Source organism: Streptomyces sp. NPDC028314, from assembly GCF_055565795.1.
Window position 1 is genome coordinate 436029 of record NZ_JBVHTP010000003.1, and the last position, 23457, is coordinate 459485.

At 72.3% G+C, this 23457-nt stretch carries 24 protein-coding genes and 2 pseudogenes; 10 read left to right on the plus strand and 16 right to left on the minus strand.

Annotated elements, in window-relative coordinates; genetic code table 11:
• Positions 1-14 precede the first annotated feature (14 nt).
• Positions 15-1070: an NAD-dependent epimerase/dehydratase family protein gene (locus ACZ4TG_RS09810; protein ID WP_468161101.1), complete on the minus strand. Its 1056-nt coding sequence runs from the start codon at positions 1068-1070 to the stop codon at positions 15-17.
• A 153-nt stretch (positions 1071-1223) separates the two neighbouring features.
• Between ACZ4TG_RS09810 and ACZ4TG_RS09815 the strand changes: the two genes are divergently transcribed.
• Entirely contained in the window at positions 1224-1526 is a 303-nt protein-coding gene (locus ACZ4TG_RS09815) for a CDGSH iron-sulfur domain-containing protein (RefSeq protein ID WP_468161102.1), read from the plus strand.
• A gap of 53 nt (positions 1527-1579) precedes the next feature.
• A complete protein-coding gene (locus ACZ4TG_RS09820; protein ID WP_468161103.1) occupies positions 1580-1921 on the plus strand; it encodes an STAS domain-containing protein in 342 nt (113 codons plus the stop codon).
• Positions 1922-1949: 28 nt separating this feature from the next.
• On the opposite strand, the gene ACZ4TG_RS09825 is transcribed toward ACZ4TG_RS09820, so the two are convergent.
• Positions 1950-4397: a SpoIIE family protein phosphatase gene (locus ACZ4TG_RS09825; protein WP_468161104.1), complete on the minus strand. Its 2448-nt coding sequence runs from the start codon at positions 4395-4397 to the stop codon at positions 1950-1952.
• 198 nt (positions 4398-4595) lie between these two features.
• On the opposite strand from ACZ4TG_RS09825, the gene ACZ4TG_RS09830 reads away from it, so the two are divergent.
• Positions 4596-5780, plus strand: coding sequence for an alcohol dehydrogenase catalytic domain-containing protein (locus ACZ4TG_RS09830; RefSeq protein WP_468161105.1), 1185 nt, complete (start codon positions 4596-4598; stop codon positions 5778-5780).
• 126 nt (positions 5781-5906) lie between these two features.
• On the opposite strand, the gene ACZ4TG_RS09835 is transcribed toward ACZ4TG_RS09830, so the two are convergent.
• From ACZ4TG_RS09835 to ACZ4TG_RS09865, 7 genes are all read right to left on the minus strand, one after another.
• On the minus strand, positions 5907-6470 hold the full coding sequence (locus ACZ4TG_RS09835) for a hypothetical protein (protein ID WP_468161106.1): 564 nt from the start codon (positions 6468-6470) through the stop codon (positions 5907-5909).
• A gap of 1 nt (position 6471) precedes the next feature.
• Positions 6472-7014, minus strand: coding sequence for a hypothetical protein (locus ACZ4TG_RS09840; RefSeq protein ID WP_468161107.1), 543 nt, complete (start codon positions 7012-7014; stop codon positions 6472-6474).
• A gap of 120 nt (positions 7015-7134) precedes the next feature.
• Entirely contained in the window at positions 7135-7491 is a 357-nt protein-coding gene (locus tag ACZ4TG_RS09845) for a hypothetical protein (RefSeq protein WP_468161108.1), read from the minus strand.
• 144 nt (positions 7492-7635) lie between these two features.
• On the minus strand, positions 7636-8331 hold the full coding sequence (locus ACZ4TG_RS09850) for a phosphatase PAP2 family protein (RefSeq protein ID WP_468161109.1): 696 nt from the start codon (positions 8329-8331) through the stop codon (positions 7636-7638).
• Positions 8332-8582: 251 nt separating this feature from the next.
• Positions 8583-8996, minus strand: a complete 414-nt coding sequence (locus ACZ4TG_RS09855; protein WP_468161110.1) for an SSI family serine proteinase inhibitor — start codon at positions 8994-8996, stop codon at positions 8583-8585.
• Positions 8997-9294: 298 nt separating this feature from the next.
• Positions 9295-10659, minus strand: coding sequence for an amidohydrolase family protein (locus ACZ4TG_RS09860; protein ID WP_468161111.1), 1365 nt, complete (start codon positions 10657-10659; stop codon positions 9295-9297).
• A gap of 610 nt (positions 10660-11269) precedes the next feature.
• Positions 11270-11905: a TetR family transcriptional regulator gene (locus tag ACZ4TG_RS09865; RefSeq protein ID WP_468161112.1), complete on the minus strand. Its 636-nt coding sequence runs from the start codon at positions 11903-11905 to the stop codon at positions 11270-11272.
• 96 nt (positions 11906-12001) lie between these two features.
• Here ACZ4TG_RS09865 and ACZ4TG_RS09870 point away from each other — a divergent pair, with 96 nt between their 5' ends.
• Both ACZ4TG_RS09870 and ACZ4TG_RS09875 read left to right on the plus strand, forming a co-directional pair.
• Positions 12002-12184, plus strand: a complete 183-nt coding sequence (locus ACZ4TG_RS09870) for a hypothetical protein (protein ID WP_468161113.1) — start codon at positions 12002-12004, stop codon at positions 12182-12184.
• Positions 12181-12609: a hypothetical protein gene (locus ACZ4TG_RS09875; protein ID WP_468161114.1), complete on the plus strand. Its 429-nt coding sequence runs from the start codon at positions 12181-12183 to the stop codon at positions 12607-12609. Before ACZ4TG_RS09870 ends, ACZ4TG_RS09875 begins: the two co-directional genes overlap by 4 nt.
• Positions 12610-12632: 23 nt before the next feature.
• Here the strand turns inward: ACZ4TG_RS09875 and ACZ4TG_RS09880 are convergent, their stop codons facing one another.
• The 5 genes from ACZ4TG_RS09880 to ACZ4TG_RS09900 form a co-directional block, all read right to left on the minus strand.
• Positions 12633-13595 carry an aldo/keto reductase gene (locus ACZ4TG_RS09880; protein ID WP_468161115.1) on the minus strand — a complete coding sequence of 321 codons (963 nt, stop codon included), beginning with the start codon at positions 13593-13595 and terminating at the stop codon, positions 12633-12635.
• A gap of 173 nt (positions 13596-13768) precedes the next feature.
• On the minus strand, positions 13769-14119 hold the full coding sequence (locus ACZ4TG_RS09885) for a PRC-barrel domain-containing protein (RefSeq protein ID WP_468161117.1): 351 nt from the start codon (positions 14117-14119) through the stop codon (positions 13769-13771).
• Positions 14120-14284: 165 nt separating this feature from the next.
• Positions 14285-14641 (minus strand): hypothetical protein, encoded by a 357-nt coding sequence (locus ACZ4TG_RS09890; RefSeq protein WP_468161119.1) that lies wholly within the window; start codon positions 14639-14641, stop codon positions 14285-14287.
• 166 nt (positions 14642-14807) lie between these two features.
• A complete protein-coding gene (locus ACZ4TG_RS09895; RefSeq protein WP_468161121.1) occupies positions 14808-18827 on the minus strand; it encodes an nSTAND1 domain-containing NTPase in 4020 nt (1339 codons plus the stop codon).
• A 452-nt stretch (positions 18828-19279) separates the two neighbouring features.
• Positions 19280-19468 carry a CsbD family protein gene (locus ACZ4TG_RS09900; RefSeq protein WP_468161123.1) on the minus strand — a complete coding sequence of 63 codons (189 nt, stop codon included), beginning with the start codon at positions 19466-19468 and terminating at the stop codon, positions 19280-19282.
• A 195-nt stretch (positions 19469-19663) separates the two neighbouring features.
• Between ACZ4TG_RS09900 and ACZ4TG_RS09905 the strand changes: the two genes are divergently transcribed.
• From ACZ4TG_RS09905 to ACZ4TG_RS09915, 3 genes are all read left to right on the plus strand, one after another.
• Positions 19664-19825: a hydrophobic protein gene (locus ACZ4TG_RS09905; RefSeq protein ID WP_468161125.1), complete on the plus strand. Its 162-nt coding sequence runs from the start codon at positions 19664-19666 to the stop codon at positions 19823-19825.
• Positions 19826-19991: 166 nt separating this feature from the next.
• Complete coding sequence (locus ACZ4TG_RS09910; protein ID WP_468161127.1) at positions 19992-20660, plus strand: DUF3995 domain-containing protein; 669 nt, start codon at positions 19992-19994, stop codon at positions 20658-20660.
• 128 nt (positions 20661-20788) lie between these two features.
• Positions 20789-21226, plus strand: a complete 438-nt coding sequence (locus tag ACZ4TG_RS09915; protein ID WP_468161129.1) for a VOC family protein — start codon at positions 20789-20791, stop codon at positions 21224-21226.
• Between the two features lie 26 nt (positions 21227-21252).
• Here the strand turns inward: ACZ4TG_RS09915 and ACZ4TG_RS09920 are convergent, their stop codons facing one another.
• Both ACZ4TG_RS09920 and ACZ4TG_RS09925 read right to left on the minus strand, forming a co-directional pair.
• The gene (locus tag ACZ4TG_RS09920) at positions 21253-21705 is read right to left on the minus strand and encodes a DUF6069 family protein (protein ID WP_468161131.1); all 453 of its coding nucleotides are present in this window, start codon (positions 21703-21705) and stop codon (positions 21253-21255) included.
• 296 nt (positions 21706-22001) lie between these two features.
• Positions 22002-22306 (minus strand): annotated as a pseudogene (locus ACZ4TG_RS09925) (mycothiol transferase); the annotation flags it as partial.
• Positions 22307-22490: 184 nt separating this feature from the next.
• Between ACZ4TG_RS09925 and ACZ4TG_RS09930 the strand changes: the two are divergent.
• Positions 22491-22901: a RidA family protein gene (locus ACZ4TG_RS09930; protein WP_468161132.1), complete on the plus strand. Its 411-nt coding sequence runs from the start codon at positions 22491-22493 to the stop codon at positions 22899-22901.
• A gap of 105 nt (positions 22902-23006) precedes the next feature.
• A pseudogene (locus tag ACZ4TG_RS09935) lies at positions 23007-23456 on the plus strand (transposase); the annotation flags it as partial.
• Position 23457 lies beyond the last annotated feature (1 nt).

A 23457-nucleotide genomic window follows, 5' to 3' on the forward strand; every position in this document is an offset into this window, starting at 1 on the left:
GCTTTCGCGCCGCCTCAGGCCGCCAGGGGGACGGTGTCCATGCCCGCGCCCTCGCGCAGGCCGGCCAGGAACTCCTGGACGGCCTCGACCGCCGTGTACCGGGGCTGCCAGGCCAGCTCGTCACGGGCCCGGGAGGAGTCCATCAGCGGCAGGCGCAGCACCGCGTCGAGGAGGTCGGGGGAAGCGGGCACGAGGTGCAGCCGCCATGCCGTGGCGAGGGCCGCCCGTACCGGCCCGGCCGGCACCCGCAGCGGCCGGGCGTCGAGGATGCCGGCCAGCGCGGCGGAGTCGATGACCGGTCCGGCGGCGAGGTTGAAGGCTCCGCGCACGGGCCGGACCACGGCCGCCCGGTAGGCCGCCGCCGCGTCGTCGGAGTGCAGGGCCTGGAAGCGCAGGCCGGGCAGATCCGGCACGACGGGGATCAGGCCGGGCCGGACGAGCCGGCCCGGGAGCAGGCGTCCCGCGAAGATCCGGCGCTGCTCGGAGGCGGAGGCCTTCTTGAACAGGAACCCGGGGCGCATCCGCACCACCCGGGTGTCGGGGTGGGCGCCCTCGTAGATGTCCAGGAGCCGCTCCACGTACGCCTTCTCCCGGGTGTACGCGGCCTGCGGCCAGCCGTGCGTGGGCCAGGACTCGTCGACCTCGCCGTCCTTCGGACCGGGCGAGTACGCGCCGACCGAGGAGGCCTGGACGAGGGCGGGTACGCCCGCAGCGGTCACGGCGTCGAGGACGCGGACGGTTCCGAGGACGTTCGTCTGCCAGGTCTCGGCGGGGTGGTGGGAGGGCTGGAACTTCCAGGCCAGGTGGATCACCGCGTCGGCGCCGGTGAAGAGCGGCGCGAGATCGCTCCCGCCGGGCGCGATGTCAGCGGCGTGCCAGCTGGTCTTCGCCGGCCGCCACTGCGGGAGCCGGCGGGCCAGGCCCACGACGGACTCCACCGCGGGGTCCTCGGCCAGGGCCTGGACCACGCTGGTGCCGACGTTGCCCGTGGCGCCGACCACGACCACGCGAAGGCCTGCTCCACGCGGCTCGGCGGGTGCGGGGGGTGTGAGGGGCGTGGTGGGTGTCATCGGGCGGGCTCCCTTCCGGGGAGGGGACATATGCCGCACCTACCCGCTTCCCGTACCCGCATTCCGGCCCTCCCGGGTCCGGCCCGGGGTCGCCGCCGCATACTGACCCCCGCCCCGGGGTTTCGGCGCCGCCGATCCGGCAAGGCGCAGCCCATGACGCCAGAGCGAAGCGGACCGGTACAGCACCCGGAGGAACGCGCCGCCGTCCGGCACGCCACGGAGCCGGACGGACCCGAGCTGCTCGAAGGGCCCGTGGAGCGGGCCCGCCGGGACGGTTCGATCGCCCGGTCCGACCGGCCGGTGGTGGCGGTGTGCACCTGCCGCCGCAGCCGGATCTACCCCTGGTGCGACACCAGCCACCGCGAGCGGGTGGCTCAGCCTACGGAGCCGCCGCCGCTGCCCGACCGGGACGGCGCACGAGCCGGCGGGGTGCGGGAACTTCGGCGCGAGCGGTGAGTCGGGTCCGGGGCGGGGTAGTCCTCACGTAGGAACGAGGTGCACCGGTGGAGATGAGTTTCGACGTCCCGCGTGTGCAGGTCATGCTCGACGAGGCGGGAGTGCGCGTCGTCGTGCTGTCGGGCGAGTTCGACACGGACAGCGTCGAGCCTCTGCGGGAGGTACTGGCCGCCGCCGCGAGCGAGGGCGTACGACGTGTGGTCGACATCGCCAGGGTGACGTTCGCGGACTCCTCGCTGCTCGGCGTACTCCTCGCGGGCCACCGGGAGGACCCCCTGGTGCTGGCGGGCCCGGTGCCCGCCGAGTTCGCGATGCTGTTGCGCATGACGGGTACCGAGACCGCCCTGCCCGTCGAGCCGAGCGTGGCGGACGCCCGCGCACGGCTCACTTCCTGAGCTTTCCCGAGCCTTCCCGACCCCCCGATCACGGGGTCGGCCGTTCGCCCTCCGGAGCGTCCGGCGGTACGTGGATGTCCAGGACGCAGACGTCGTCGCGCCGCGCGGGGTGCAGCGCGGCCAGGAGCCTGGGCAGCGGGTCGGGCCGATGACCCGCCACGGCCTGGAGCGCGGCTTCGGTCAGCCGGTCCAGGCCCCGGTCGATGCTCTCCCCGGGTTCCTCGATGAGCCCGTCGGTGTACAGCAGGAGATGGTCGCCGGGTTCCAGTTCGAGTGTGGCCGTCGCGTAGCCGCTGTCGAAGCCGGCTCCCAGAAGGGGTCCTTCGGGCAGCGGGAGGTAGGTCGCCACACCGCGGCGGATCAGCAGGGGCGGCAGGTGTCCGGCGCGCACCCACGTCAGGCGCCGCGCCGAGGGCCAGTAGCGGGCCATGATCATGGTGGCCGTACTGGCGTGGTTGTCGGTGGAGGTGTGGAGCAGGAGGGCGTTCAGCCGCCGCAGGACGTCGGCCAGGGGGGAGCCGGTGACGGCCATGCCCTTGGCGGTGAATCGCAGCTGGGCCATGGTTCCGACGGCGTTGAGCCCGTGGCCGGCGACGTCCCCGACGACGAAGAGGGCGCTCTTGTCGGGCAGCCCGATGGCGCTGTACCAGTCGCCGCCGACGTTCAGTCCGCTGTCGGAGGGAATGTAGGCGACGTCCACGCGCAGGCCGGCGAGCTCCATCGACCGTTCGGGGGTGGGCAGCAGGGCGTGCTGGAGCCGCGCGGCGAGCATGCGCTCTGCCTGGAGCATGCCGCGCTCGACGAGTACCGCGCGTTCGCTCTCCAGCAGTGCGAGCTCCGCGCCCCGCTGGGCGGTGAGGTCCTGGAAGAGGCCGTGGACCTCCACCGGGGTGCCGTCGGCGTCCGTCGCGGCCTCGGCGACGATCCGCAGATGCCGTACGCCGTGTGCGGTGACGAGGCGGAACGGCCGGTCGAGCACCGTCGCGTCGCCGCGCAGCATGCGCTGGATGTCCGCCCCGAGCGTCGCCAGGTCGTCCGGGAACAGGTGCCGGTCCAGCTCTTCCAGTGTCAGGGGACCCTTTTCCGGATCGCGGCCGAATATGGCGTAGACCTGATCGGACCAGTTGACGGTGTCCGTGGTCAGGTTCCAGTCGGCCCACCCCAGGTTCCCGAGCCGCTGCATGGTGGCCAGGCGCCGGGTTTCGCGGTCCGTGGCGTCGTGGCGGATCCACGCGACGACCAGCCGGTCCCCCAGCCGGGTGGCGCGCACCGAGTACGTGGACTGCTCCGGTACCCCGGCGATGACCTCCTGGTAGGTGAAGGGCTCGCTGTCGTAGGCCGTTCCGGTGGTGAGGGCGTCCAGGTAGCCCTGCCAGAGGGCCGATCCCACCACGGTCGGGTAGGTCTCCAGGACCCTCCTTCCCACGAGCTCCTTGCCGCGCCGCCCGGCGATGTCCTCCGACTGCGGCGAGGCGGCGTCGATCCGGTAGTCCTCCACCTCGCCCTCCAGCGAGCGCAGGGGTGAGAGGAGGATCGCCGGGCCGGTCAGCGCGTCGAGGACCGCCTGGATCTTCGCGACGTCCTCGTCCGGTGGCCGGGCGTGGTTCTGGCGGGCGCGAAGGGGTCCGCGGCACAGCCGCACGGCTTCCTGCAGCCGGTGCCTCGCCTCGCGGTCGAACGGGCCGGCCAGCGTCCGGAAGAAGCCGACGACCGTGTCCGCGGGACCGGATCCGGCGGACACGGGGATCCATACGCGCGAGGGCCACCGGTCCGAAGGACCGCCGACGAGCTGGTACCGCTCGGCGTCCTTCACCGGGTCCTCCAGCCATATGGCCCGGTTGCCGTCGACCGCCTCGCGCGGCGCGAAGCCGTTCATCGGCGGAACGTCCCGCCACTGGGCGGCCAGCGCCCCGCCGATGCCCGCGTGGCCCGTCAGCTCCAGCCTCCCCGCCGGCGTCACCGTGTAGACCATCACCCCGTCCACGCCCATGGCGTCGGACAGGGCCTCACGCAGCAGTTCGGCCGCGTCACCGGGGGTGCGCGCGTCGGCCAGGGCGTCGGCGAGGTCGGCCAGGAGCCGGCGCGGCCCGGCGGCGCCACCGGTGTGGGTGAACTCCTGGCGGGACCCGAGGAGCGGTCCGCCCGCTCCCTCGGCCGCGGCGGCGACCACCGCGGGCGCCGGGATCCGCGGATGCCGGGCGGTCTGCGCCGCTCCGGCCTCACCGAGCGTGATCCAGCATTCCTCCATCAGGGTCCGGCCCTGCTGTTCGGCCGTCCGCACCAGCACCTGGTACGCCTCTTCGGCGGATACTCCCGCCCGCGCCATCACCATGCCCTTGGCCCGCTCCACCACCGCCGCGACCGAGGCCAGTCCCTGCAGATCCGTCACTTCGGCCCGCAGCCGGGCCACGACTTTGGCCAGCGCGAGCACCTCGGGGGCCGCGCCGTCACCGGGAACCGTAAATTCGCCCTCCACACCTTGAGCATGGCACGTACCCGCCGCTCAGGCCCTCCCCAGCACAACAAGTGAGGGAGCGCAAGACGGGACCCGTCGGCCTCCGTCCCAGCCCTCTCACCGGCCACGGGCCACTCCGGCCGGCGAAGGGGGCGTGCGCGGGCTCCAGTCTGGGGAGGCGCAGAGGACAGCAGCCCTTTCCTCCAGGGAGGCAGGACGATGCGCGCACTGACGTGGCAGGGCACTCGGGACGTCCGGGTGGAGACCGTGCCGGATCCCGTCGTACGAGAACCGGCCGACATCGTCGTGAAGGTGACGTCGACCGGCATCTGTGGCTCCGACCTGCACCTGTACACGGTGATGGGGCCCTATCTCGACCCCGGGGACATCCTGGGCCACGAGGCGATGGGGGTGGTCGAGGAGGTCGGCCCGGAAGTCGCCACCCTCAGGCACGGCGACCGCGTCGTCGTGCCGTTCAACATCTCCTGCGGCCGTTGCTTCATGTGCGACCAGGGCCTGCACTCCCAGTGCGAGACCACCCAGGTCCGCGGCCAGGGCAAGGGGGCGGCCCTCTTCGGCTACACCAAGCTCTACGGGCAGGTACCGGGCGGGCAGGCCCAGTACCTGCGGGTGCCGTTCGGCGACACCCTGCCGGTCAAGGTGCCCAAGGGGCCGCCCGACGAGCGGTTCGTGTACCTGTCCGACGTACTGCCGACCGCGTGGCAGGCCGTCGAGTACGCGGACGTCCCGCCCGGCGGAACCCTCACCGTCCTGGGCCTCGGCCCGATCGGTCAGATGGCCGCGCGGATCGCCCTGTACCGGGGGGCGCGCCTGGTGGTCGGCGTGGACCTGGTCGCCGCCCGGCTGGAGCGGGCGCGGGCGTACGGGGTGCACACCATGGACCTCGGGCGGTACGGGGCCCGGCTCGCCGGGGCGGTCCGGGATCTGACCGACGGCCGGGGCACGGACGCGGTCATCGACGCCGTGGGCATGGAGGCGCACGGGGCTCCGCTGGTCGCGGCGGCGCAGCGCCTCACGGCCCGGCTTCCGGACGCCCTCGCGAAGCCGCTGATGGAACGCGTGGGGGTCGACCGGCTGGCCGCCCTGCGCACGGCCGTCGACGTGGTGCGGCGCGGCGGCACCGTCTCCGTGTCGGGCGTCTACGGCGGAGCGGCGGATCCGCTGCCGCTCGCGACGATGTTCGACAAGCAGATCCAGCTGCGGATGGGTCAGGCGAACGTACGGGCCTGGGTGGGCGACATCCTGCCGTTGCTGACCGATTCCGATCCCCTGGGCGTGGAAGGTTTCGCCACGCACACGATGCCGCTGGAGGCCGCCCCGAAGGCCTACGCGATGTTCCACGCCAAGGCGGACGGCATGATCAAAACACTGCTCAGGCCGTGACTGCGGGGCTGCGGCGCCTGGGGCCCCGTGGTCCCTGTGGTCCGCACAGAGCCGCACGGTGGGATCGGGCCCACCGTGCGGCTCTCTATCGGGGCATCGGGGCGTTCTCGCCCCCGGCGCGTTCCCTCAGGTGCTGAGGAGGCGGTTGAAGAAGGAGCGGTAGCGCTGCAGCGCGAGCCTGAGGTCCTCCGTGGCCACTTGCTCGCCGCGGTCCCACTGGCCTTCCAGCTCCTGCTTGTGGGTGGAGAAGGTACGGGCGAGCTCCTGCATGACCTCCGCGACGAGCGTGTCCGCGGACCTCACGGCTTCCTGCGGGTCGTCCACGAACCGGCCCTGGATCTCGCCCCACTGCTTGCGGAAGCTCTCCGTGTCGGCGCCCGCGAGCAGCGGCTCGTCGACCTCGCCCCGGTCGCTACCGGTCGGCTGGTCGGCTACGGCTCCGCCTCGTGCGTCGTCGGCTCGGACGTCGTCTGCTCGGGCGTCGTCGGTCCGTACGTCTTCGCTGCGTGCGTCGTCGTCCTGCCGTACGTCATCGCCTACGGCTTCGTCTTCGTCCCATACGGCGGTGGCCTCGCCCGGGTAGACGGCCTGGCCGCCTTCCTTGCCGTTGTCCTCGCCCGGGTGGGCGAGGCTCTCCGTGGTCAGGCGGCCGTCGTCGGGCCGACCGGCCGTGTCTGCGCGATCCTGCATGTCATCGGCCTCCTTGGGTCGTCAGCAGCTCCTCGAACAGGGCGCGGTAGTGCACCATCGCCCCGCGGAGCTCTTCGGTCGTCGCCTCTCCCCCGCCGCTGCGCACGTTGACCTCGTGGGCGGCGCGGTAGTGCTCCAGCGTGCGGCCGTGCTCGACGGACAGGTCCCGCACCTGCCCGCTGTATCCGTCCGCCGGGTAGCCGCGTTCTCGCATCAGCCGCGCGACCAGCTCGTCGGCCTGGGCGACCGATCCTTCCGGGCGGTCCACGAAGCGTTCCTGTACGCCGCGCCATTCGTCGGCGTACTCCGCCCGGCGTTCGGCGGGCAGTTCCTTGATGTCGAGCGAGTCGTGGCGCTGCTCGCGTGCCCGCAGTTCGCGGTCGGCCGCGAGCCGGCCGCCTTCGGTCTCGACCGTGCGGTCGTACTCCGGGCCGAACTGCTGCTGCAGGTGTCGGCGACGCGTGAACATCCACACCCCGACGGCGATGGCGATCAGCACCAGCACAGCCGGAACGATGATGGCGATAAGCGTGCTCGTTGACATGGGGGCCTCCATTCCGGGGCCTCGTCTCATCGGTTTTGTAGCGGCTGCCCGCAACCTCCGGGTGCAAACCCGCCGAGGGCCGGAGCGGTCGGCGGGCGTGCGAGCGGGGTGTCGGAGAGCTCAGGCCGAGCCGACCAGGACCCGGACCTCCTTCTCCTGGTCGCCCGCGGCCGTTCCCGCCGTGCCGACCGGGAAGGCGTCCGCCAGCGCGGCCAGCACCTGGTCGACCGCCCAGTAGCCGCCTTGGAGGCCGACGCTCACGGTTCCGTCCACATGCGCCGGCTCTGTCGGCACAGGCGGGTCGGTCACGCCGAGCGTGGTCGTCCAGACGGTCGGGGTGCCCGCACCGGTCGGGGCCGGCGTGATGCCGACGTCCTGGTCGGCGGGGGCCGGGAAGGCGTGTTCCAGGAGTTCCAGGACGGTGCGGCCGGCCTCTTCCGAGCAGTCGCTGACCGCGATCACCACTTCGTTGTTCACGGGGCTCTCCTCCTCCGTCGGCGGGGGACCGTTTCATCCCGCTCGCCCCTGGTGGGCCGGTATGTCCTGCGTCTGCCCGGGACGGCGCGCCCCAAGCCCCGCGAAGGCGACGGACTGGTCCGCCGACAGTCGCCCGCCTTCCGGCTACCTGGACTTGGGGCCCCGGTCAGCCGGCCCGGGCGCCCGCGGGCACGCGTCGGTCCCGGCCCGTACGACGGCCATGCCCGCGGCGAGCCAGGTCAGGGCGTAGAGCCAGCCGCCGAGGACGTCGGTGGGCCAGTGGACGCCGACGTAGACGCGGCTCAGGCCCACGGCGGCGGCCCAGCTCGCGAGGAGCACGTATCCGGCGAGGGCTGCGGCGGGCCGGGCCCGGCGGGACAGCGCCCAGGCGAGCACCCCGGCCGCCAGCACGGAGGTGGTGGTGTGGCCGGAGGGGAAGGCCAGGCCGGTGGCGTGCGTGGCCCAGTCCGTGACGGAGGGGCGGGGCCGCCGGACGGCGTACATGACCGCGTACCGGGTGACTTGGGCGAGCAGGAGGAACCCGAGGGCGCCGACCGCCGTCAGGAGGCGGCTGCGGGTGTCGTGGCCGGCGATGAGTCCGGCGGCCACGACACACGCGTACGGAACGGCGCCGCTGCCGGTCCGGGTGATCGCGCGGGCGATGTCGAGGGCGACGTCGGAGCGGTGCCGTACGGACCACAGGTGCAGGCTCCGGTCTACGGGGTACGGAGCGCCGTGGCGTACACAGACGAGCGTGGTGAGCAGGGCGAAGAGCACGGCGCACAGCGCGGCGGCCGTCAGCCACGGCGCCGCGCGCCGCCACCCGGCGGCCCCCGTCATCGCGAGGTGGCGGAGACGGGACCGTCCACCCGGGCCGGTGCCCGCCGGGCGGGGCCGACGGGCCGGGCGCACGGGTCGGCGTCGGCGTCGGCGGTCGGTCCGTCCGGGGCGAGCAGGCTCAATGCGAGCCTCCGTTCGAGGTGGGGCAGGTGGGCCGGCGGTTCTTTCCGACCGCCCATCGTCCCCGCCACCGGCGCCGGCGCGCCGCCGCCGCGCTGGGGCGGCCGCTCACTCCGCTCGCCGCGGGCCGCTCAGAAGCGGAAGACCGCGCCCGTCGCCGAGTCCAGCAGACAGGGATTGATGAACGTCCTCTGCCAGGAGACCGCCCGCCCGTCCCAGGTTCCGCGCGCGGTCGCGGTGACCGGCTCGGGCACATCGGAGCAGCGCTGCGGACCCCCGGGGACCCGGTCCAGGTTCCCCCGGGCCTGGACCAGCGCCGCGCAGGCCCCGGCCGCGTCGGGGTGGCGGGCATCGCCGCGCGGCGGGCACGACAGCGGCAGGGCGCGGACCCAGCCCTTGTCCACGCCCTGCACGGTGAGGACCAGGCTCCGCTCGGGCAGGGACCCCGCCTGCGCCGTGGTGGCGGGCCAGGCCGCGAGGGCCAGCGCCAGTGCGGCCACCGCGCCCGTCGCGGCCGCCGGACGCCGTACGGCCGAAGCGGTCACCTCCCCGCGGGGCGTCCCCGGCCGGCGGTCCGACCTCCGGGTCCGCCCTCGCTCCCGGCGACTGCGCACCCCACCGGGAACGTCCTTCGGACCGACGATCGCTTCAGGCATTCGCTGCTCCCTCTCCTGGCTCCGGCAGCCGCGCGCCGCGGCCCCCGAGGGAACGTAGCGGTCCCGGCACGCGCCGTTCGCCCGCCTTCCGGGGAGGTGGCCTGATACGTCGGTCCCGCGTGCGGACGCCGTGCGCGGCGTGGCGGCAGGCCCGGGCGGGCCCGTACGGGTCCGGCGTCTCGTCCGGTCAGAGCGCGGAGCGCAGGTGGGCAGCGGCTGATTCCGCCTCCCGTACGACGTGTTCGGTGTCGACGTCGACCAGACGCCCGTCGAGTTTGAGCGGCCGCCCGTCCACGAAGACGGCGTGGACGTTCTCCGGACGGCCGTTGAAGACGATCTGGTTGACCCAGTCGAACCGAGGCGCGAAATTGAGCGTGGCGGGGTTGATCACGATGACATCGGCCCGTTTGCCGGGGGTCAGTGAACCGATCCTGTCGGCCATGCCGATCGCTTCGGCACCGCCGAGCGTCGCGAGCCGCAGCACGTCGTGGACCCGGGGGAACACCTCGGCGTTCAGCGCCCGCGCCCGCTGGAGGCCGATCGCGCTCTTCATGAGGGCGAAGAAGTCGGAGGTGTCGTTGGTGCCGCCGTCCTGGCCCAGCCCCACCGTGACCCCGCGCCGGCCCAGGTCCGGCAGCCGCATGACGCCCGAGGCGAGCCGCATGTTGCTCAACGGGCAGTGCACGGCCCGTACGTCGTGGGCGGCGACGGCCGCGACCTCGTCGTCGGCCAGGTGTATCGCGTGGTTCATCAGCAGCCGCGGACCGAGCGCGCCCATGTCGGCGAGTACGCCGATCGGGTCGTCCTGGCGCTGCTCGACGCGCTCCAGGACGTGGCTGTTGAGCATGACGCCGAGGTCCTGGGCGATCTCCCAGTGGAGGTGGTTGAGGCCCTGGATGGCCCGTGCCGCATGGGTGGCGATCTGGGCCGAGGCCAGCGGCTCCGGGTCGAGGAGTTCTCTCTTGACCCGGGGCAGGAGCGCGGACTGCGCCTCGGCCTGGAACATGGCGTAGACGAAACGCACCCGGGTGTCGGTCAGGGCCCGTACGTACTGGACGGTGGTGTCGTAGGGGATCGCGTCCACCCAGTCGACGAGCGTGGTGACTCCGGACTGTACGGAGTCGAGGGCGGCCAGGCGGACGAAGCGGTACATGTCGGCGGCCGCGATCCGGGAGAACGTCCCCCGGTTGCAGTCGGCCAGCCATCCGAACAGATCCCGGTCCGCGCATCCCCCGCGCATCGAGGACTGCCAGAGGTGGGTGTGGACGTCGACGAATCCCGGCATCACCACCTTGCCGGAGGCGTCCATGACGTACGCGCCGGGCGGCGCCGTGAGCCGTGTGCCGACGGCCGTGATGAGGCCGCCCCGCATCAGGACGTCGGCCTGTTCGACGACGCCCAGGGGGCCGCTCCCGACGGTGGCGTCCATGGTGAGGACCAGGGCGGCGTTCCGCAGGAGGGTGCTCCGGGCGGCCGGGGCGCCCGCGCCCGGCGGACGGTGTTCGGGCCGGGTCCGCCCGGCGCCGAGGAGGAACGGTGCGGCCGCGGCCATACCCAGGCCGGCCAGTACGCCGCGGCGGCCGGGCGCTCCGGCCGCCGCGGGCGGTAACGGGGAAGGGGGTGGAACCGGTGCTGGGGCGGTGCCGGGACAGTCGCTGAGCGGGTCCATGTCGTGTTACCTCCCGACGGGCACGGGCCGGATCACATCACGCCCCCGGGTCTGGCGATACGTCAGGTGAACGCGGGGGGTATACGGATCGTGCGCCGGTGAACGGCATTCCCGATAGAGGTACGTCAACATTTTGTTTCAAGCGCGCCTCGTCGCCCCTCGTCGCGCCTCGTCGCGGCGGGCCGCCGCGAGTCGACGCCCTGCCCCTACCGGCCGTTCCTGGCCAGGTTGTAGATCAGTACGAGCAGAGCCGCGGCCATCACGGCCAGGTGGACCCAGACCGGCCCGGCCGCCGTGGTCCAGTTCATCGCGCACCCCCTGTCGACCGGCGCCGCAGCAGCGACGCGAGTACCGCCCGCTGGAACGGCGGCAACACGGGTCCCATCAGGCGATCGAGCTCCTCTAATGTCCGGCGCTTCTTTGCTGTCATGCTCCGCGTGTGCCCGCGTGCGGGGAGGTGACACGCCCCGGCCCCGCGGACGGTCCGGCCGGCTCACGCGCCGTGCGCGGCAGCCCAGTTGAGGCGCCCCAGATGGATCAGCCGGAGCTGGCGGCGAGCGGTGTCCGTGACCTCGGCCCACTCGTTGTCCTCCAGCGCCGCGGCCAGATAGGCGGAAGCCGTCATCACCATGTGGTCCACGTAGAGCCTGGCGAGCATCAGGAGGTCCGCCGGACTCCAGTCGGCGCTGAGGGGATCCGCCCCGAGACTTTCGGCCACTTCCCGGGCGAAGGCGTCGAGCTGACCGGCGACCGCCTCGCGCACCCTGCGCACGCCGCCGTGCCGTTCCCGGACGATGAAACGCAGGTGCGCGGGGTACGCGCGCACCAGTTCCGCCATCAGGTCCACTGCCTCGTCGATGCGCCGAGCAGCGATGCCGGAAGTGCCGAGGATCGAGCGGATGCCGCCGTGCAGGTTCTCCAGCGCCTCGTCCACCAGGGCGATCCCCAGCTCCTCGATGTCCGGGAAATGCCGGTAGAAGGCCGTCGGCGCCACTCCTGCGGTACGGGCCACCTCGCGCAGACCGAGGCTGCCCAGGCTCTGCTCCTCCAGCAGCGAGAGGGCGGCGTCCAACAAGGCCCGGCGGGTTCGGAGGCGTTGGGCCTGACGGGCCCCGAGGGTCTGACTCATGACGGAAAGTAAACCCCGATCCGCCGGAGGCCGCATGCCATCATTTAGACTGGGTAGTCAGTGAACAACTGTCACCCATTTTTTGGAGGAAGCACGATGCTCTTCCTCGTTGCGGCCCTCATGCTGATGGGGGTTCTGCTGGGAACCGTGGCCCACGTTCCGCCTTCCGTCACCCTCGCGGGCACCGTCGCCATCGCCACCTGGCTCCTGGTGTTCGCCGTACGGGAACGGACCACGCGCCACCACCGCCGTACCAGCCGTCAGGAGGGATCCTCATGACAGCCCACAGCACCACCGTCCACCGCACCACTACCGACCGCACCACTACCGACCGCACCACTACCGACCGTACGACGTCCGACGACACGACGTCCGACCAGCTCACCGAGCGCGAGACCGCCGTGCACGAGACCGCCGAGCGGAAGGACGCGGCCACCGAGCGGCCCGCCCCCTCCAGCCGGTCCGCCCCCGTCCGCGAGGCCGACGGCATGGCCGTCATCTCGTTCCTGTCCGGCCTGTTGGGGCTGCTGGCGATGAACCTCGTCCTCGGACCCATCGCCATCACCCTCGCCACCTTGGCGCTGCTCCGTCACACGAGCCGCCCCGGCCGCGCCCGCCTCGGCCTCGTGCTCGGCGTCGCCGACCTCGTGGTCCTGGCCTGCCTGGTCAGCGCCGACGGCACCTGGTCGTGGAGCCTCGGCTGAGCCCCGCCACCGGGTCCGCCGGCTCAGGGCAGGCGAACACCGCGCGCCGTGAGCCACAGCTGGTACCACTCCTCGTGCGTGAGCTCCGGGTCCCGGCGCACGGCGTCGCCGCAGGCCCGGATGCGCTCCGGACGGCCGCTCCCCACCACGGGGACGATCCCCGCGGGATGGCGGCGCAGCCACCACAGCAGAATCGTTTCGGGCGTGGTGTCCTTCTCCCGGGCGAGCGCGTCCACGAGTCGCGCCGTCGCGTGTTCCTCGGGGGTCTGCTGCCGTCCGGTGAACCGGCCCTGCGCGAGGGCTCCCCAGGCCTGCAGGCGGACGCCGTTCGTGAGGCAGTACTCGACCGTCCCGGCCGGGAAGCCGCTCGCCGCCGCCCCGGGCGTGTTCACGAGCACGCCGTCCTCCAGCCAGTCCCGCCGGTCCAGGCTCATCTCCAACTGGTTCGCGACCAGCGGGAAGTCGAGACGGGCCTGGAGCCGGGCGATCTGCGGGGCGCTCATGTTCGACACCCCGAACCGCCGGACCATCCCCTGCGCGTGCAGTGAGGTGAGGGCTCCGGCGACCTCCTCCGGGTCGGCCAGCGGGTCGGGCCGGTGCAGGAGCAGGACGTCGATGACGTCCGTGCGCAGTCGGCCGAGGCTCTCCTCGACGCAGCGCGTGATGCTGGGGCCGCGCAGGTCGTAGATGCCGGGGCGGTCGCCCTCGGCCGGCCGGATCCCGCACTTGGTCTGGAGCGTGATGCGCTCGCGCAGTCCGGGCGTACGGGCGAGGACCTCGCCGAAGACGGCCTCGGCCTTGCCGTTCCGGTAGATGTCGGCGTGGTCGAAGCCGGTGATGCCGCTGTCGAGTGCCGCCTCGATCGCCGCTTCGGCGGCATCGATGTCGCCGGCCTCGTACGACCGCGTCTCCCAACTGCCGCCGAGCGCCATGCATCCGTACAGCAGCCGGTCTTCGTCCGCCTTGTCCCGCGCCGTGATCTCCATGGCGCCCAGCCTAAGGGCTGTCCCAAGCCGTCCCCGATGGACGATACGCCGCCGGCCCCGGCTCCGGGCGGTGCCGAAGTCGGGGCCGGAGCCGAGCCGGGGCTGGGGCCGGGGAGCCGGGGCCGGTGGCCTGTCCGGCGGGGCCCGCCGAGGCCGGCGGTGCGGCCGGGGTCTCAGCCGAGGAAGCCGCCGTAGTAGCCGCCGATCCGGCTGTAGTAGTCCGTGTCCCCGAGGTGCTGCTCACTGACGAACTCGGGCGCCGCCTTGATCTGCTCCTTGGTCCGGTCCACGTAGATCATCTCCTCGCCCGCGTCGACATGGATGACCGTGCCCGCCGGGAGGAGGACCTCCCGCCCGAAGATCCAGGGCCCCGTGTCGACCACGACGTAGGAAGATCCGGCCTCGTCGGAATGCTTGCTCACCTTGCCGATGCTGCCGTCGACCGCCTCGACCTTGTATCCGGTCAGGTCGAGCGCTTCCAGACGGCCCGAAGTCTCGCGGTAGCCCCACACGTTCACGTTCACGAGCTGCTCCTTCGTCCGTGGATCACCGCGTCCGCGCTCCCCCGGTCTGCTCGATCGGGGCCGCGGACGCCTTCGGGCACCGCCTGCCCCGACGCTCCGCTCTCACACGTGGACCGCCCCCGCGCCGGTGGGCGCGGGGGCGGTCAGGACGGTCGCAGTGGCGGATCAGCAGTGGCCGACACCGGTCTGGGCCGCTACCAGGGAGGAGTGGACGTAGCCCGTGCCGACGGCGCTGGAGACCCGGAACCAGCGGTTGGAGGCGTAGTTCGAGCTCGGCGGGTAGACCCACTGGTTGTCGAGCCAGCACTGCATGGTGACGCCGCTTCCGTTGCCGAGGTAGCCGAGCGAACCGCAGCCCGTGCTGGCGCAGGTCCGTACGTTGGCCCCGCCGCTGTTCGACGAGATGTAGCTGCCCGCGGCCTCGGCTCCGCCGGCGCCGGCGACCAGAGCGGTCAGGGCCAGGGTGCCCGCGGCGGCCGCGACGGCGGCGCGGGAGCGGAGGGTGGTCGTCGTCCTACGCATGTTCGTGCTCCTTCGATGGGACTGCGGGGGTGTGCCGCGCCCCGGCGGATCCGGTGGCGCTCCACCAGAGAGCCAGCCCGGATCCGGTCAGCGGAAGGGCATCCGCCCAGCTCGGACGGGTCCGTACGGGGGTCCGTACAACTCCGTACAGCGGCAGGGGCCGTCATCAACGGCAGGGCGGGGCGTACGGCAGCCCCGGTACGAGGTGCGCCCACTCGGCACGGGTGATCGCCGAGCCGGCCCGCGCACAGAGGCTCCTGGCGATCTCCTCCTCGTCCCGGGTCCACAGGAGTGCGGCCGGGCCCGAGCCGCCGGCCGCCAGCGTGCGTCCGTCCGGGCTGTGGGCGATGGCGTAGCCCTTGCCGCCGAGACCGCTGAGCACGGCGTGGGGTGTGGGGCGGCCGGGACGGGTGGTGTCCCAGAGCCAGACGGTGCCGTCGGTGCTCGCGGCGGCGAGGCTGTCGCCCTCGGGGCCGAACGACAGCGCGTAGACGTAGCTGCTCGGCCCGGTCAGCGCCGGACCGGCGGCGACCGGCCGGTCCCCGCTGACGTCCCACAGCCAGATGTCCCGGTCGGCGGTGCCGGCGGCCAGGGTCCGGCTGTCCGGGCTGAAGGCGACGGACATGACGTAGCTGCCGGGTCCGCGCAGGGTCGCCTCCAGCGCGGGACCGCCTCCGGCCGTCGGCAGCTTCCACACCAGTACCTGTTTGTCGACGGTCCCGGCCGCGAGCCGCCGTCCGTCCGGGCTGAAGGCGACCGAGTAGACGTAGTTGGTGGGCTCGGTGAGCTCGGCCGTGAGCTTCGGACGGGACGGGTCCGCGGTGTCCCAGAGGCGGACCGACTTGCCCTCGCTGCCGACCGCGAGGATGCGGCCGGTCCGGTCGAAGACGGCGGACTGGATGGTTCCGCTGCCGCCGGGCAGGGGTTCCCCGTACGCGACGGCCCCCGTCGGCCGGGTGATGTCCCACAGCCACACCTTGCCCTCCCGGCCACCCACGGCGAGCGTGCGGCTGTCGGGGGTGAAGGAGACCGTGCCCGAATACCCGGTGGGGTTGGTCAGCGGCGCACCGACGGGCCGCGGGGTCCACGGGTCCCGTACGTCCCACAGCTGTACGTCCCGCCCCGCGACGGCGAGCAGCCGGCTGTCCGGGCTGAACCCGATGGCGTTGACGGTTCCCTGGAAGCCGCGCACCGGCCGGGGCGGCAGCCGCCACAGCCGGACGGTGCCGTCGGCCGCGCCGCTCGCCAGGCCCTGCCCGCCCGGGAGGAAGGAGAGCGCCGTGACGGGTCCCGGGTGCGGGAACACCCCGGCCGGCGTGCGGGTGCGGGCGTCGTAGAGGCGCACCTGGTTGTCGGCGCTGCCGGTCGCGAGCCACTGGCCGTCCGGGCTGTACGCGACGGCGTTGACGTAGCTGGCCGGGCCCTCGGGAGCGGCCGGGGCTCCACCGATGACCTCCGGTGCGGGCGGGGCGTCACCGGCTCCCGGGACGTTCCAGACCCGGGTCGTCCGGTCCTGGCTGGCGGCGGCGAGCCGGGCCCCGTCCGCGGTGAAGGCCAGCCCGAACACCGGGCCCGCGGCCCCGGCGAGCGGGGCGCCGTACGGGTCCGGGCGGGCGGGTGCGGAGGTGTCCCAGAGCCGTACCGATCCGTCGGCGCCGCCCGCCGCGAGCGTGTTCCCGCCGGGGCGGTACGCCACCGCGTGGACGGGGCCGGTGAACCCGGTGAGGCGCTGCGGGGTTTCGGCCTCAGCCGGGTCGGGGCCGTCCCTCCATACGTACACCGCTCCGTCGGCGCCCGCGGCCGCCAGGGTCCGTCCGTCGGGGGCGAACGCGACCCCGTACACCGCCGATTCGGGTCCCTTGAGCTGTCGGACCCCGGCGGATCCCGAGGGCTCCCACACCCGTACCGTCCCGTCCCCGGCGCCTGCCGCGAGCCGCCTCCCGTCGGGGCTGAAGGCCAGCGCGTACACCGTGTCCCCGAAGGTGACCGGGGCGGTGCCGAGCGCCCTGGGGTTCTCGGGATCGCGTACGTCCCACAGTGCGACCTGCCGGTCCAGCCCGCCCGCCGCGAGGGTGTGCCCGTCCGGGCTGAGGGCGACCGTCTGCACGACACCGCGGAAGGCCAGGATCCGGGTGACGGCCGGAAGGGCGGAGGCGTCCATCAGGGCGGAGCGGGCCTCGGCCGTGGGCTCCGTACGGTAGGCCACCAGGCTGAGCTGGGCGGCCAGGGCCAGATCGCTGCCGCGCAGCCGTTCCGTCCGTGCGGCCACCAGCCGCGACAGGGCCACCGCCCGCTGCTTCTGCGCGTCGCGGCGCTGGACCACCGCGACCGCGGTGAGCAGGCCCGAGAGCACCACGAGTGCCGACAGCACGCCGAGCAGCTGGCGCAGCCGCCGGGTGCGGCGCCGTTCGCGCCTGATCCGCAGCTCTTCGGCCCTCCGGCTCTCGCCGAGGAAGGCGGCCTCCCCCACGGTGAGTTCGTAGGCCCGGCCGCTCTGCTCGGCCCAGCCGGAGGCGATCGCCAGCCGCGCGCCCCGGTAGAGGAGGGAGGGCTCGCGGTCCTGGGCCTGCCAGCGGTCCGCGTCCCGGGTCAGGTCCTGCCGGACCAGGTGGCCCGCCCGGTCGGTGTCGATCCAGCGCTGGAGCCGGGGCCAGGCGCTGAGCAGCGCCTCGTGCGTGATCCGGGCGCCGTCGGCGTCGAGGGTGACGAGGCGCCGGTCGACGAACCGCTCCAGTACCTCGTACACCTGCGCGGCCCGACCGGACGGCTCCCCCGGGCCGGCCGCCTCGGGTGCGCCCGCCTCGGGTGCGCCCGCCTCGGGTGCGCCCGCCGTCCCGGCTGCCGTGGCCGTCTCGGGGAGGGGCAGCAGCCGACGGGTGTCGGGGACTCCGTCGCCCACGGCGACCATGCGCAGGAACAGCTCCCGGGCCAAGGGCCGGCGTGCTTCGGGCAGGGCTTCGTACGCCTCCTCCGCGGTCGCGGAGACGGCCGCGGACATGCCCCCGCCGGCCCGGTAGTCGGCGATGGTGAGCGCCGTGCCCTTGCCGCGCTCCCAGGTCGACAGCAGCGCGTGCGAGAGCAGCGGGAGCGCGCCGGGGCCGGCGTCCCGCAGATCCGCGAGCAGCACGTCGACGAACCCCTCGTCCACCGCGATCCCCGCCTTGGCGGCGGGTCCGGTGACCACGGAGCGGATCTCGTCCTCCGTCAGCGCGCCGACGACGGTCTGGCCGCCTTGCAGCGCGGCGGCCAGCATCGGCCGGCCGAGCGCCTGGGCGTAGAAGTCGGCGCGCAGGCAGCCGATGACATGGACCTCGGGTGAGGGAAGGAGAGCGAGGCAGCGCAGGAAGTCCACGCGCTCGGACTCCTCCTGGCAGGCCGTGAACACCTCCTCGAACTGGTCGACGGCCACCACGACGCGTACGGACTCCCGCGCGGCGAAGGCCTGGACGCGGGCTGCGAGGGCGCGCGGGCCCAGGGGCAGCGGGCCCGGGGGAAGCGGGCCCAGGGGAAGCGGGCCCAGGGGCAGCGGGCCCGGGGGCAGGGGTTCGGGGCCGGGCTCCGGTCGGGGCGCCGCTTCGCCCGCTCGGTGCGGCCCGGCCAAGGCGCCGAGCCCGGCCACGGCGGAAGCCAGGGCGGTGAGCGGGTTCCGGCCGGGGCTCAGCAGGCAGGGCGCGCAGCCGTGGACGGTGCGCAGCACGGGCAGGACGGCGGCCCTCAGCAGCGAGGACTTGCCGGATCCGGAGGCTCCGACGAGGAGTTGGGGTACGGCCGCGCCGTCCGCAAGGAGCCGCTCCACGACGGTGTCGCGCAGCCGGTCGCGGCCGAAGAACCAGTCGGCGTGCCGTTCCTCGAAGCCCGCCAGGCCCCGGTAGGGCAGGGCGCCGCGCAGCGGGCGGGGCGTACGGGAGCGTCTGAGCTCGGCCAGGCGCTCCAGCCAGCGTGCGGTCTCGGCCGGCTCGGTCACCCCGCAGACCCCGAGCACCTGCCGGAAGAGCGGAAGGGAACCGATCGACGGCAGGTTCTGGCCGGCGAACCAGCCTCCGATCGTGCTGTGGGCGCCCGGGGCGCCGACGCGTGCCGCTACGGCCCGGACGGTCAGGTCGGCCTTCTCGCGCAGGCGGGTCAGTTCGGCCGCGAACTCCTCGCGGGGGGAAGGTGGTAAGGCGGGGATCGGCGTACGGTCCATCGGGCCTCCGGGGTCCGGTTCCGCTGGGCGGCGGTGCGGACACACCCTCCCCCCGGCCGCGCCGTCGGAAGGCCGGAACTCGTCGATCCGGCGTCCGGCAGCCCGTTGTGGGGCGTACTTCCGGCCAGACCCCGGCTCCTCTCCCCTCCCACGTGCCCCGCGCGGCCGGTTCGCGACGGCTCCGGGTGCGGTAATCCGGCGTGGGGCGGCGCGGCGCCGACCGGCTACCTGGCGCGGCAGTTGTCCTGAAGCGGACCCCCTTCCCCGCGCCACGGCACACTGCGGCCGGCCCCCTGCCGACCCCTTGCCGACCCCTTCCGGACAGCGTCAGGGGCCGGACCGTCGTGCGTGGTGGTCCGGCCCCTGCCGGGTGCGCGTCGAAGTGCGCGCAGTGGGTTCACGAGTCACTTCACGAGCAAGTCATCACCCGCGAAGCCTCGAAACCCGCAAAGTCAGTCCTTGAGGGTGTCCTTGATCTTCTCCTTGGCCTGTCGGGCATCGCCCTTGGCCTTTTCGGCCCGGCCTTCGGCGGTCATGCGCTCGTTCCCCACCGTACGGCCCGCGACTTCCTTGATCTTGCCCTTGGCCTGCTCGGTCTTGGCCTGGGCCTTCTGCTCACCGGACACAGTGATCACTCCCATGCGGTAGACAACGCTTGCCTCAAGGCGCCTGACCAGAAATTCCGTCCCCAAACCCCCCCAGCCCCGTTTCACCGGAATCCAGTCGCACGGGACCCGAGCGGGCGCACATGCCCGGCTGCGGAGATAAGAAACAGGTAAGAAAGAGGGAATGCCGAACGGACGACCGGGCAGACGGCTTTCCGGAGGTTGATAATCATGGTCCCGCTTCTTCTCGTGCTCCTGCTCGTACTGATCCTTTTCGGTGCGGGTTTCGCAATCAAGATCCTGTGGTGGATCGCGATCGCCGTTCTGGTCATTTGGCTGATCGGATTCATCGCCCGACCCAAGAGCGGCAGCGGACGCTGGTATCGCTGGTGACGCCGCAACCGGCGCAGACATGACGGTGGGCCCGCCCCGAGTTCGGGGCGGGCCCACCGTCATGTCCCGTCAGGGCTGTCCCGCAACTGGCCTCCGAGGGACTCCGAGTCGCTGCTGACCGTCCGCCGACAGCACGATCAAAGGCGGCTCCCCCGCACGGGGGAGCGTGATCGTTCGCGAGGGCGACGCTCTGTTGTGGAAGTTCAGCAACGGTGGAGTGGTGACGATCAAGCATTCTTCGGACGACGCCGTGCATCCGCCCCTGAGCTGGGCGCTCCACCTCCGTCTGGGCACGTGGCCTGGGTTCACCGTTGCGGCATGGGGGTTCCTGTTCGCGGTACCCAGCTTCGTCTGGGCGTTGGGAGGCACCTTCGGTGTGCAGGCGACGGTGGCTCCGCCGCTGGTGAAGCTTGCTCATGACCGGGTGACGTGGTTCCTGGCGGTCTTGTGGGTGACCGGTTTCCTGAAGCTCTTCGGAGCGTTGATCGGTATCGGTCTGACGCGCCGCCGCGGCACGTGGACCGGTCGTTTGCTGGTGCTCTGTGGCGGCGGTGCGACAGTGCTGCTCGTCTGGCACGGATGTCAGTTCGTGATCCAAGGTGTGCTCGTCGAGGCCGGGACGCGCGCTGTGTCGCCTGATCTGGTCGGGTTGACCCGCTGGTACCTCTACCTGTGGGGGCCCTGGTTCATTGCCGGCGGCCTGGCCTTTGCCGCCGCCACCATGCGCTATGTCCGCCGGCACGACGGCCGACGTGAGGTGAGGCTTTACGGCTCTGCGGGGGCGCTGGGCGCATTGCTCCTGTCTGCGGCCTCGGTAGTCACCGGGATGGGCTGACGGCCCCCACGCAGCTGGCGGTCGCACCCGGCAATGCGACTCGAAGATCATTTACGGGCCCCTTGGCCTCACTCGGCTGCGTCCTCGCCAGAAGCACCCGAACGGCCCGGGTCGGTAGCATTCGACGCATGGCCATCAAACTTGAGAACGTCGGCATCGCTGTTCGCGACCTCGAAGCAACGATCGCCTTTTTCACCGACCTCGGCCTCACGGTCGTCGGCCGTGACACGGTCAGTGGGGAGTGGACCGACACCGCCGTCGGCCTTGACGGCAATCACGCCAACATCGCGATGCTCCAGACGCCAGACGGTCACGGCCGCCTTGAGCTCTTCGAGTACATCCATCCCGAAGCGATCGAGACGAACCCCACTCGTCCCAACGAGATCGGCATGCATCGCGTCGCCTTCTCAGTCGACGACATCGACAAAGCCCTTGAGGCAGCCGCGAAGCACGGATGCCATCCGCTTCGCGGTGTGGCGACCTATGAGGACGTCTACAAGCTCACGTACGTCCGCGGTCCCAGCGGCATCCTCGTGATGCTCGCCGAGGAGCTGAAGAAGAACTGACGGCCGATCGGGTCATAAGGACAAGCTCAATGGTGGCGGCGGTAGAGCCTGAGGGTGGTGAAGACCGCCACGCCGAGGGTGATGTGCATGAGGGACAGGGCTGCGACGGTGCCGCCGTCGGCGTCGGACGACAGCGGGCCGGCAACCGACAACAGTGCCAGCCCACTGCCAACGTACTGCGCGATCCGCAGGAAGACCGGCTTCCACAGGGCCAGCAAGAGGGCAGCGCCCGTCCCGACGACCAGCGGGACGACGGAGGAGCCGATGACGCCCCCGACCGTGATCGGGTGCTCTTCGTTGCCGTCGACGACGATGAGCGAGGCACCGGCCAGCTTGGCGACGGCAAGAACGATCAGATTGACTACGGCCGCGCCGACCGCGCCGGCGACCAGCACCTTCCACCAGGTGAGGCCGGAACGGTGCACCGAGGGTGCGGCGGGCACAGCGGGGCCGGATTCCGGAACGGCACTGCTCGACATGAGACTTCCTCCAACGTGTGAATTGCTGCGCTGCCGAACGGCAAGCGGCATACGAAGAAGCCTCCAACCTGAACCTCACTTGAGGTCAAGCCTTGTTCCCGCCCTGCGGGGTCGGATCGTGAAGCGGCGATGCGCGGTGGCGGGCGACGTGCCGAAGGTCGGCGACAACGGGGCGGCCGGCTCGCAGAGTTCATCAGGAACCAGACGCTTTCTATCGAGCAGCACCCACGACCGGCACCATGCCGCACGTCACGTCACGTCACGTGAGACAACCCCTAAGCCCTGATCGGTGCGGCCGACCTGGCGGCATGCCGGATGGACTCGCCGAGGACATGGACCATGATGGCGAACAGGTTCGTGTCGGCGTAAGGAGTCCTGCCACCGGGGCAGCGGTTCCGGGGAAAGGGCGGCCGCAGACCTCGCCGAAGTACCTGGCCTCGACGCTGGCCACGTGCTTGACCAGGCCGAGGAGGTTGGTCCCGGTCGCTGTCAAAGGCCGGCGGGCGTCGTATTCGGACAAGCCGTCGAGTTTCCAGAGCAGCGCCTTGCGGTCCCGCCGCAGGCTCCCGTGCAGGTTGTCTTTCGCGAAGTCATCGATCACGCGGCATGAGCCTGCCACGGGCGGCTCGCGGTCTCAAGATCCCCTACGTGGTCCGCAACGACCGGCAGAGCCGAGGCCTGGCCATGGCCGCCGCCCTGACCGGCTACAAGAAGCTCACTGCGGAATGCTTGCCGGTGGAGAAAATTCGGTGCGTGCCGGCACCACGCCGGTCAGACTCGCTGACATGGCTGAGAAGATCACCCGCATCAACCCCGAGCAGCTTCACGAGACACCCGGCTACCATCACATCACCGTGGTGGAGGCAGGCCGTACCGCCTATCTGGCGGGGCAGTGCCCGCTTGATCGCAATGGTGACCTCGTCGGTTCCGGTTCCCTCGAGACGCAGGTCGACCAGGTTGTCGCGAACGCGCTCACTGCCCTGGCAGCGGTGAGTGCCCAGCCTGCACATGTGGTGCGGTCAGTGATCTACGTGCGGAGCAATGAGAGGGACATTCTCGGAGCCGCATGGCGTCGGCTCACCGAGTCTGCCCTGGGTCCGGCGTTCACCACCGCCAGCACGCTCTTGGGCGTCGCCCAGCTGGGCTTTCCGGGACAGCTCGTCGAGGTGGATCTCACCGTGGCGCTGCCTGACTGACTTCGAACGGTGTATCGAACTGGGTAGCCCAGCTGGGCATTCGCGGGACGCTGGGGCGGCCTTCGTCTGATCATGTGCTCCGACCAAGGTGCACCGATCAAGACGCGACGGCCGACGCCCTCGCTCAAGGAGTACGCCCTGGCCTACCCCCAGGGCGGGCGACCGCCGAAGCACGGCAAGGAGTTCCGCTTCGCCAAGCCGGACACCTGGGGTGAGCCGGACGCGGCCACGACGCAGGTCACCGACCGATACGGCACCACCCGCGCGATGGCCTGGGACCGTATCCACCCGCGCCTGACCACCCGTTCCGCCTGGATCGAGCACACCGGCGAACTCCCCATCATTGAGGGCACACTGATCCGCCTCCAGGTCGACCGTCTGCCCGGCGGAGGAGACCCGCTGCCGCTCTGGCTGTGGTCGTCCGCCACCGGCCTGAACTGCGAGAACGTCGACGTGCGCTGGCAGGCATTCCTGAGGCGCTTCGACCTGGAGCACACCTTCCGGCTGATGAACCAGACCCTCGGATGGACGCGCCCGAAGCTGCGAACCCCCAAGG

Excerpts from the sequence above, each read along its gene's own strand:
- ACZ4TG_RS09840 (WP_468161107.1), bottom strand. The coding sequence starts at position 7,014 with ATGTCAACGAGCACGCTTATCGCCATCATCGTTCCGGCTGTGCTGGTG.
- ACZ4TG_RS09880 (WP_468161115.1), bottom strand. The coding sequence starts at position 13,595 with ATGGAGATCACGGCGCGGGACAAGGCGGACGAAGACCGGCTGCTGTAC.
- ACZ4TG_RS09865 (WP_468161112.1), bottom strand. The coding sequence starts at position 11,905 with ATGAGTCAGACCCTCGGGGCCCGTCAGGCCCAACGCCTCCGAACCCGC.
- ACZ4TG_RS09870 (WP_468161113.1), top strand. The coding sequence starts at position 12,002 with ATGCTCTTCCTCGTTGCGGCCCTCATGCTGATGGGGGTTCTGCTGGGA.
- ACZ4TG_RS09905 (WP_468161125.1), top strand. The coding sequence starts at position 19,664 with ATGGTCCCGCTTCTTCTCGTGCTCCTGCTCGTACTGATCCTTTTCGGT.
- ACZ4TG_RS09830 (WP_468161105.1), top strand. The coding sequence starts at position 4,596 with ATGCGCGCACTGACGTGGCAGGGCACTCGGGACGTCCGGGTGGAGACC.
- ACZ4TG_RS09875 (WP_468161114.1), top strand. The coding sequence starts at position 12,181 with ATGACAGCCCACAGCACCACCGTCCACCGCACCACTACCGACCGCACC.
- ACZ4TG_RS09895 (WP_468161121.1), bottom strand. The coding sequence starts at position 18,827 with ATGGACCGTACGCCGATCCCCGCCTTACCACCTTCCCCCCGCGAGGAG.
- ACZ4TG_RS09815 (WP_468161102.1), top strand. The coding sequence starts at position 1,224 with ATGACGCCAGAGCGAAGCGGACCGGTACAGCACCCGGAGGAACGCGCC.
- ACZ4TG_RS09900 (WP_468161123.1), bottom strand. The coding sequence starts at position 19,468 with ATGGGAGTGATCACTGTGTCCGGTGAGCAGAAGGCCCAGGCCAAGACC.
- ACZ4TG_RS09810 (WP_468161101.1), bottom strand. The coding sequence starts at position 1,070 with ATGACACCCACCACGCCCCTCACACCCCCCGCACCCGCCGAGCCGCGT.
- ACZ4TG_RS09835 (WP_468161106.1), bottom strand. The coding sequence starts at position 6,470 with ATGCAGGATCGCGCAGACACGGCCGGTCGGCCCGACGACGGCCGCCTG.
- ACZ4TG_RS09860 (WP_468161111.1), bottom strand. The coding sequence starts at position 10,659 with ATGGCCGCGGCCGCACCGTTCCTCCTCGGCGCCGGGCGGACCCGGCCC.
- ACZ4TG_RS09920 (WP_468161131.1), bottom strand. The coding sequence starts at position 21,705 with ATGTCGAGCAGTGCCGTTCCGGAATCCGGCCCCGCTGTGCCCGCCGCA.
- ACZ4TG_RS09915 (WP_468161129.1), top strand. The coding sequence starts at position 20,789 with ATGGCCATCAAACTTGAGAACGTCGGCATCGCTGTTCGCGACCTCGAA.
- ACZ4TG_RS09820 (WP_468161103.1), top strand. The coding sequence starts at position 1,580 with ATGAGTTTCGACGTCCCGCGTGTGCAGGTCATGCTCGACGAGGCGGGA.
- ACZ4TG_RS09890 (WP_468161119.1), bottom strand. The coding sequence starts at position 14,641 with ATGCGTAGGACGACGACCACCCTCCGCTCCCGCGCCGCCGTCGCGGCC.
- ACZ4TG_RS09850 (WP_468161109.1), bottom strand. The coding sequence starts at position 8,331 with ATGACGGGGGCCGCCGGGTGGCGGCGCGCGGCGCCGTGGCTGACGGCC.
- ACZ4TG_RS09930 (WP_468161132.1), top strand. The coding sequence starts at position 22,491 with ATGGCTGAGAAGATCACCCGCATCAACCCCGAGCAGCTTCACGAGACA.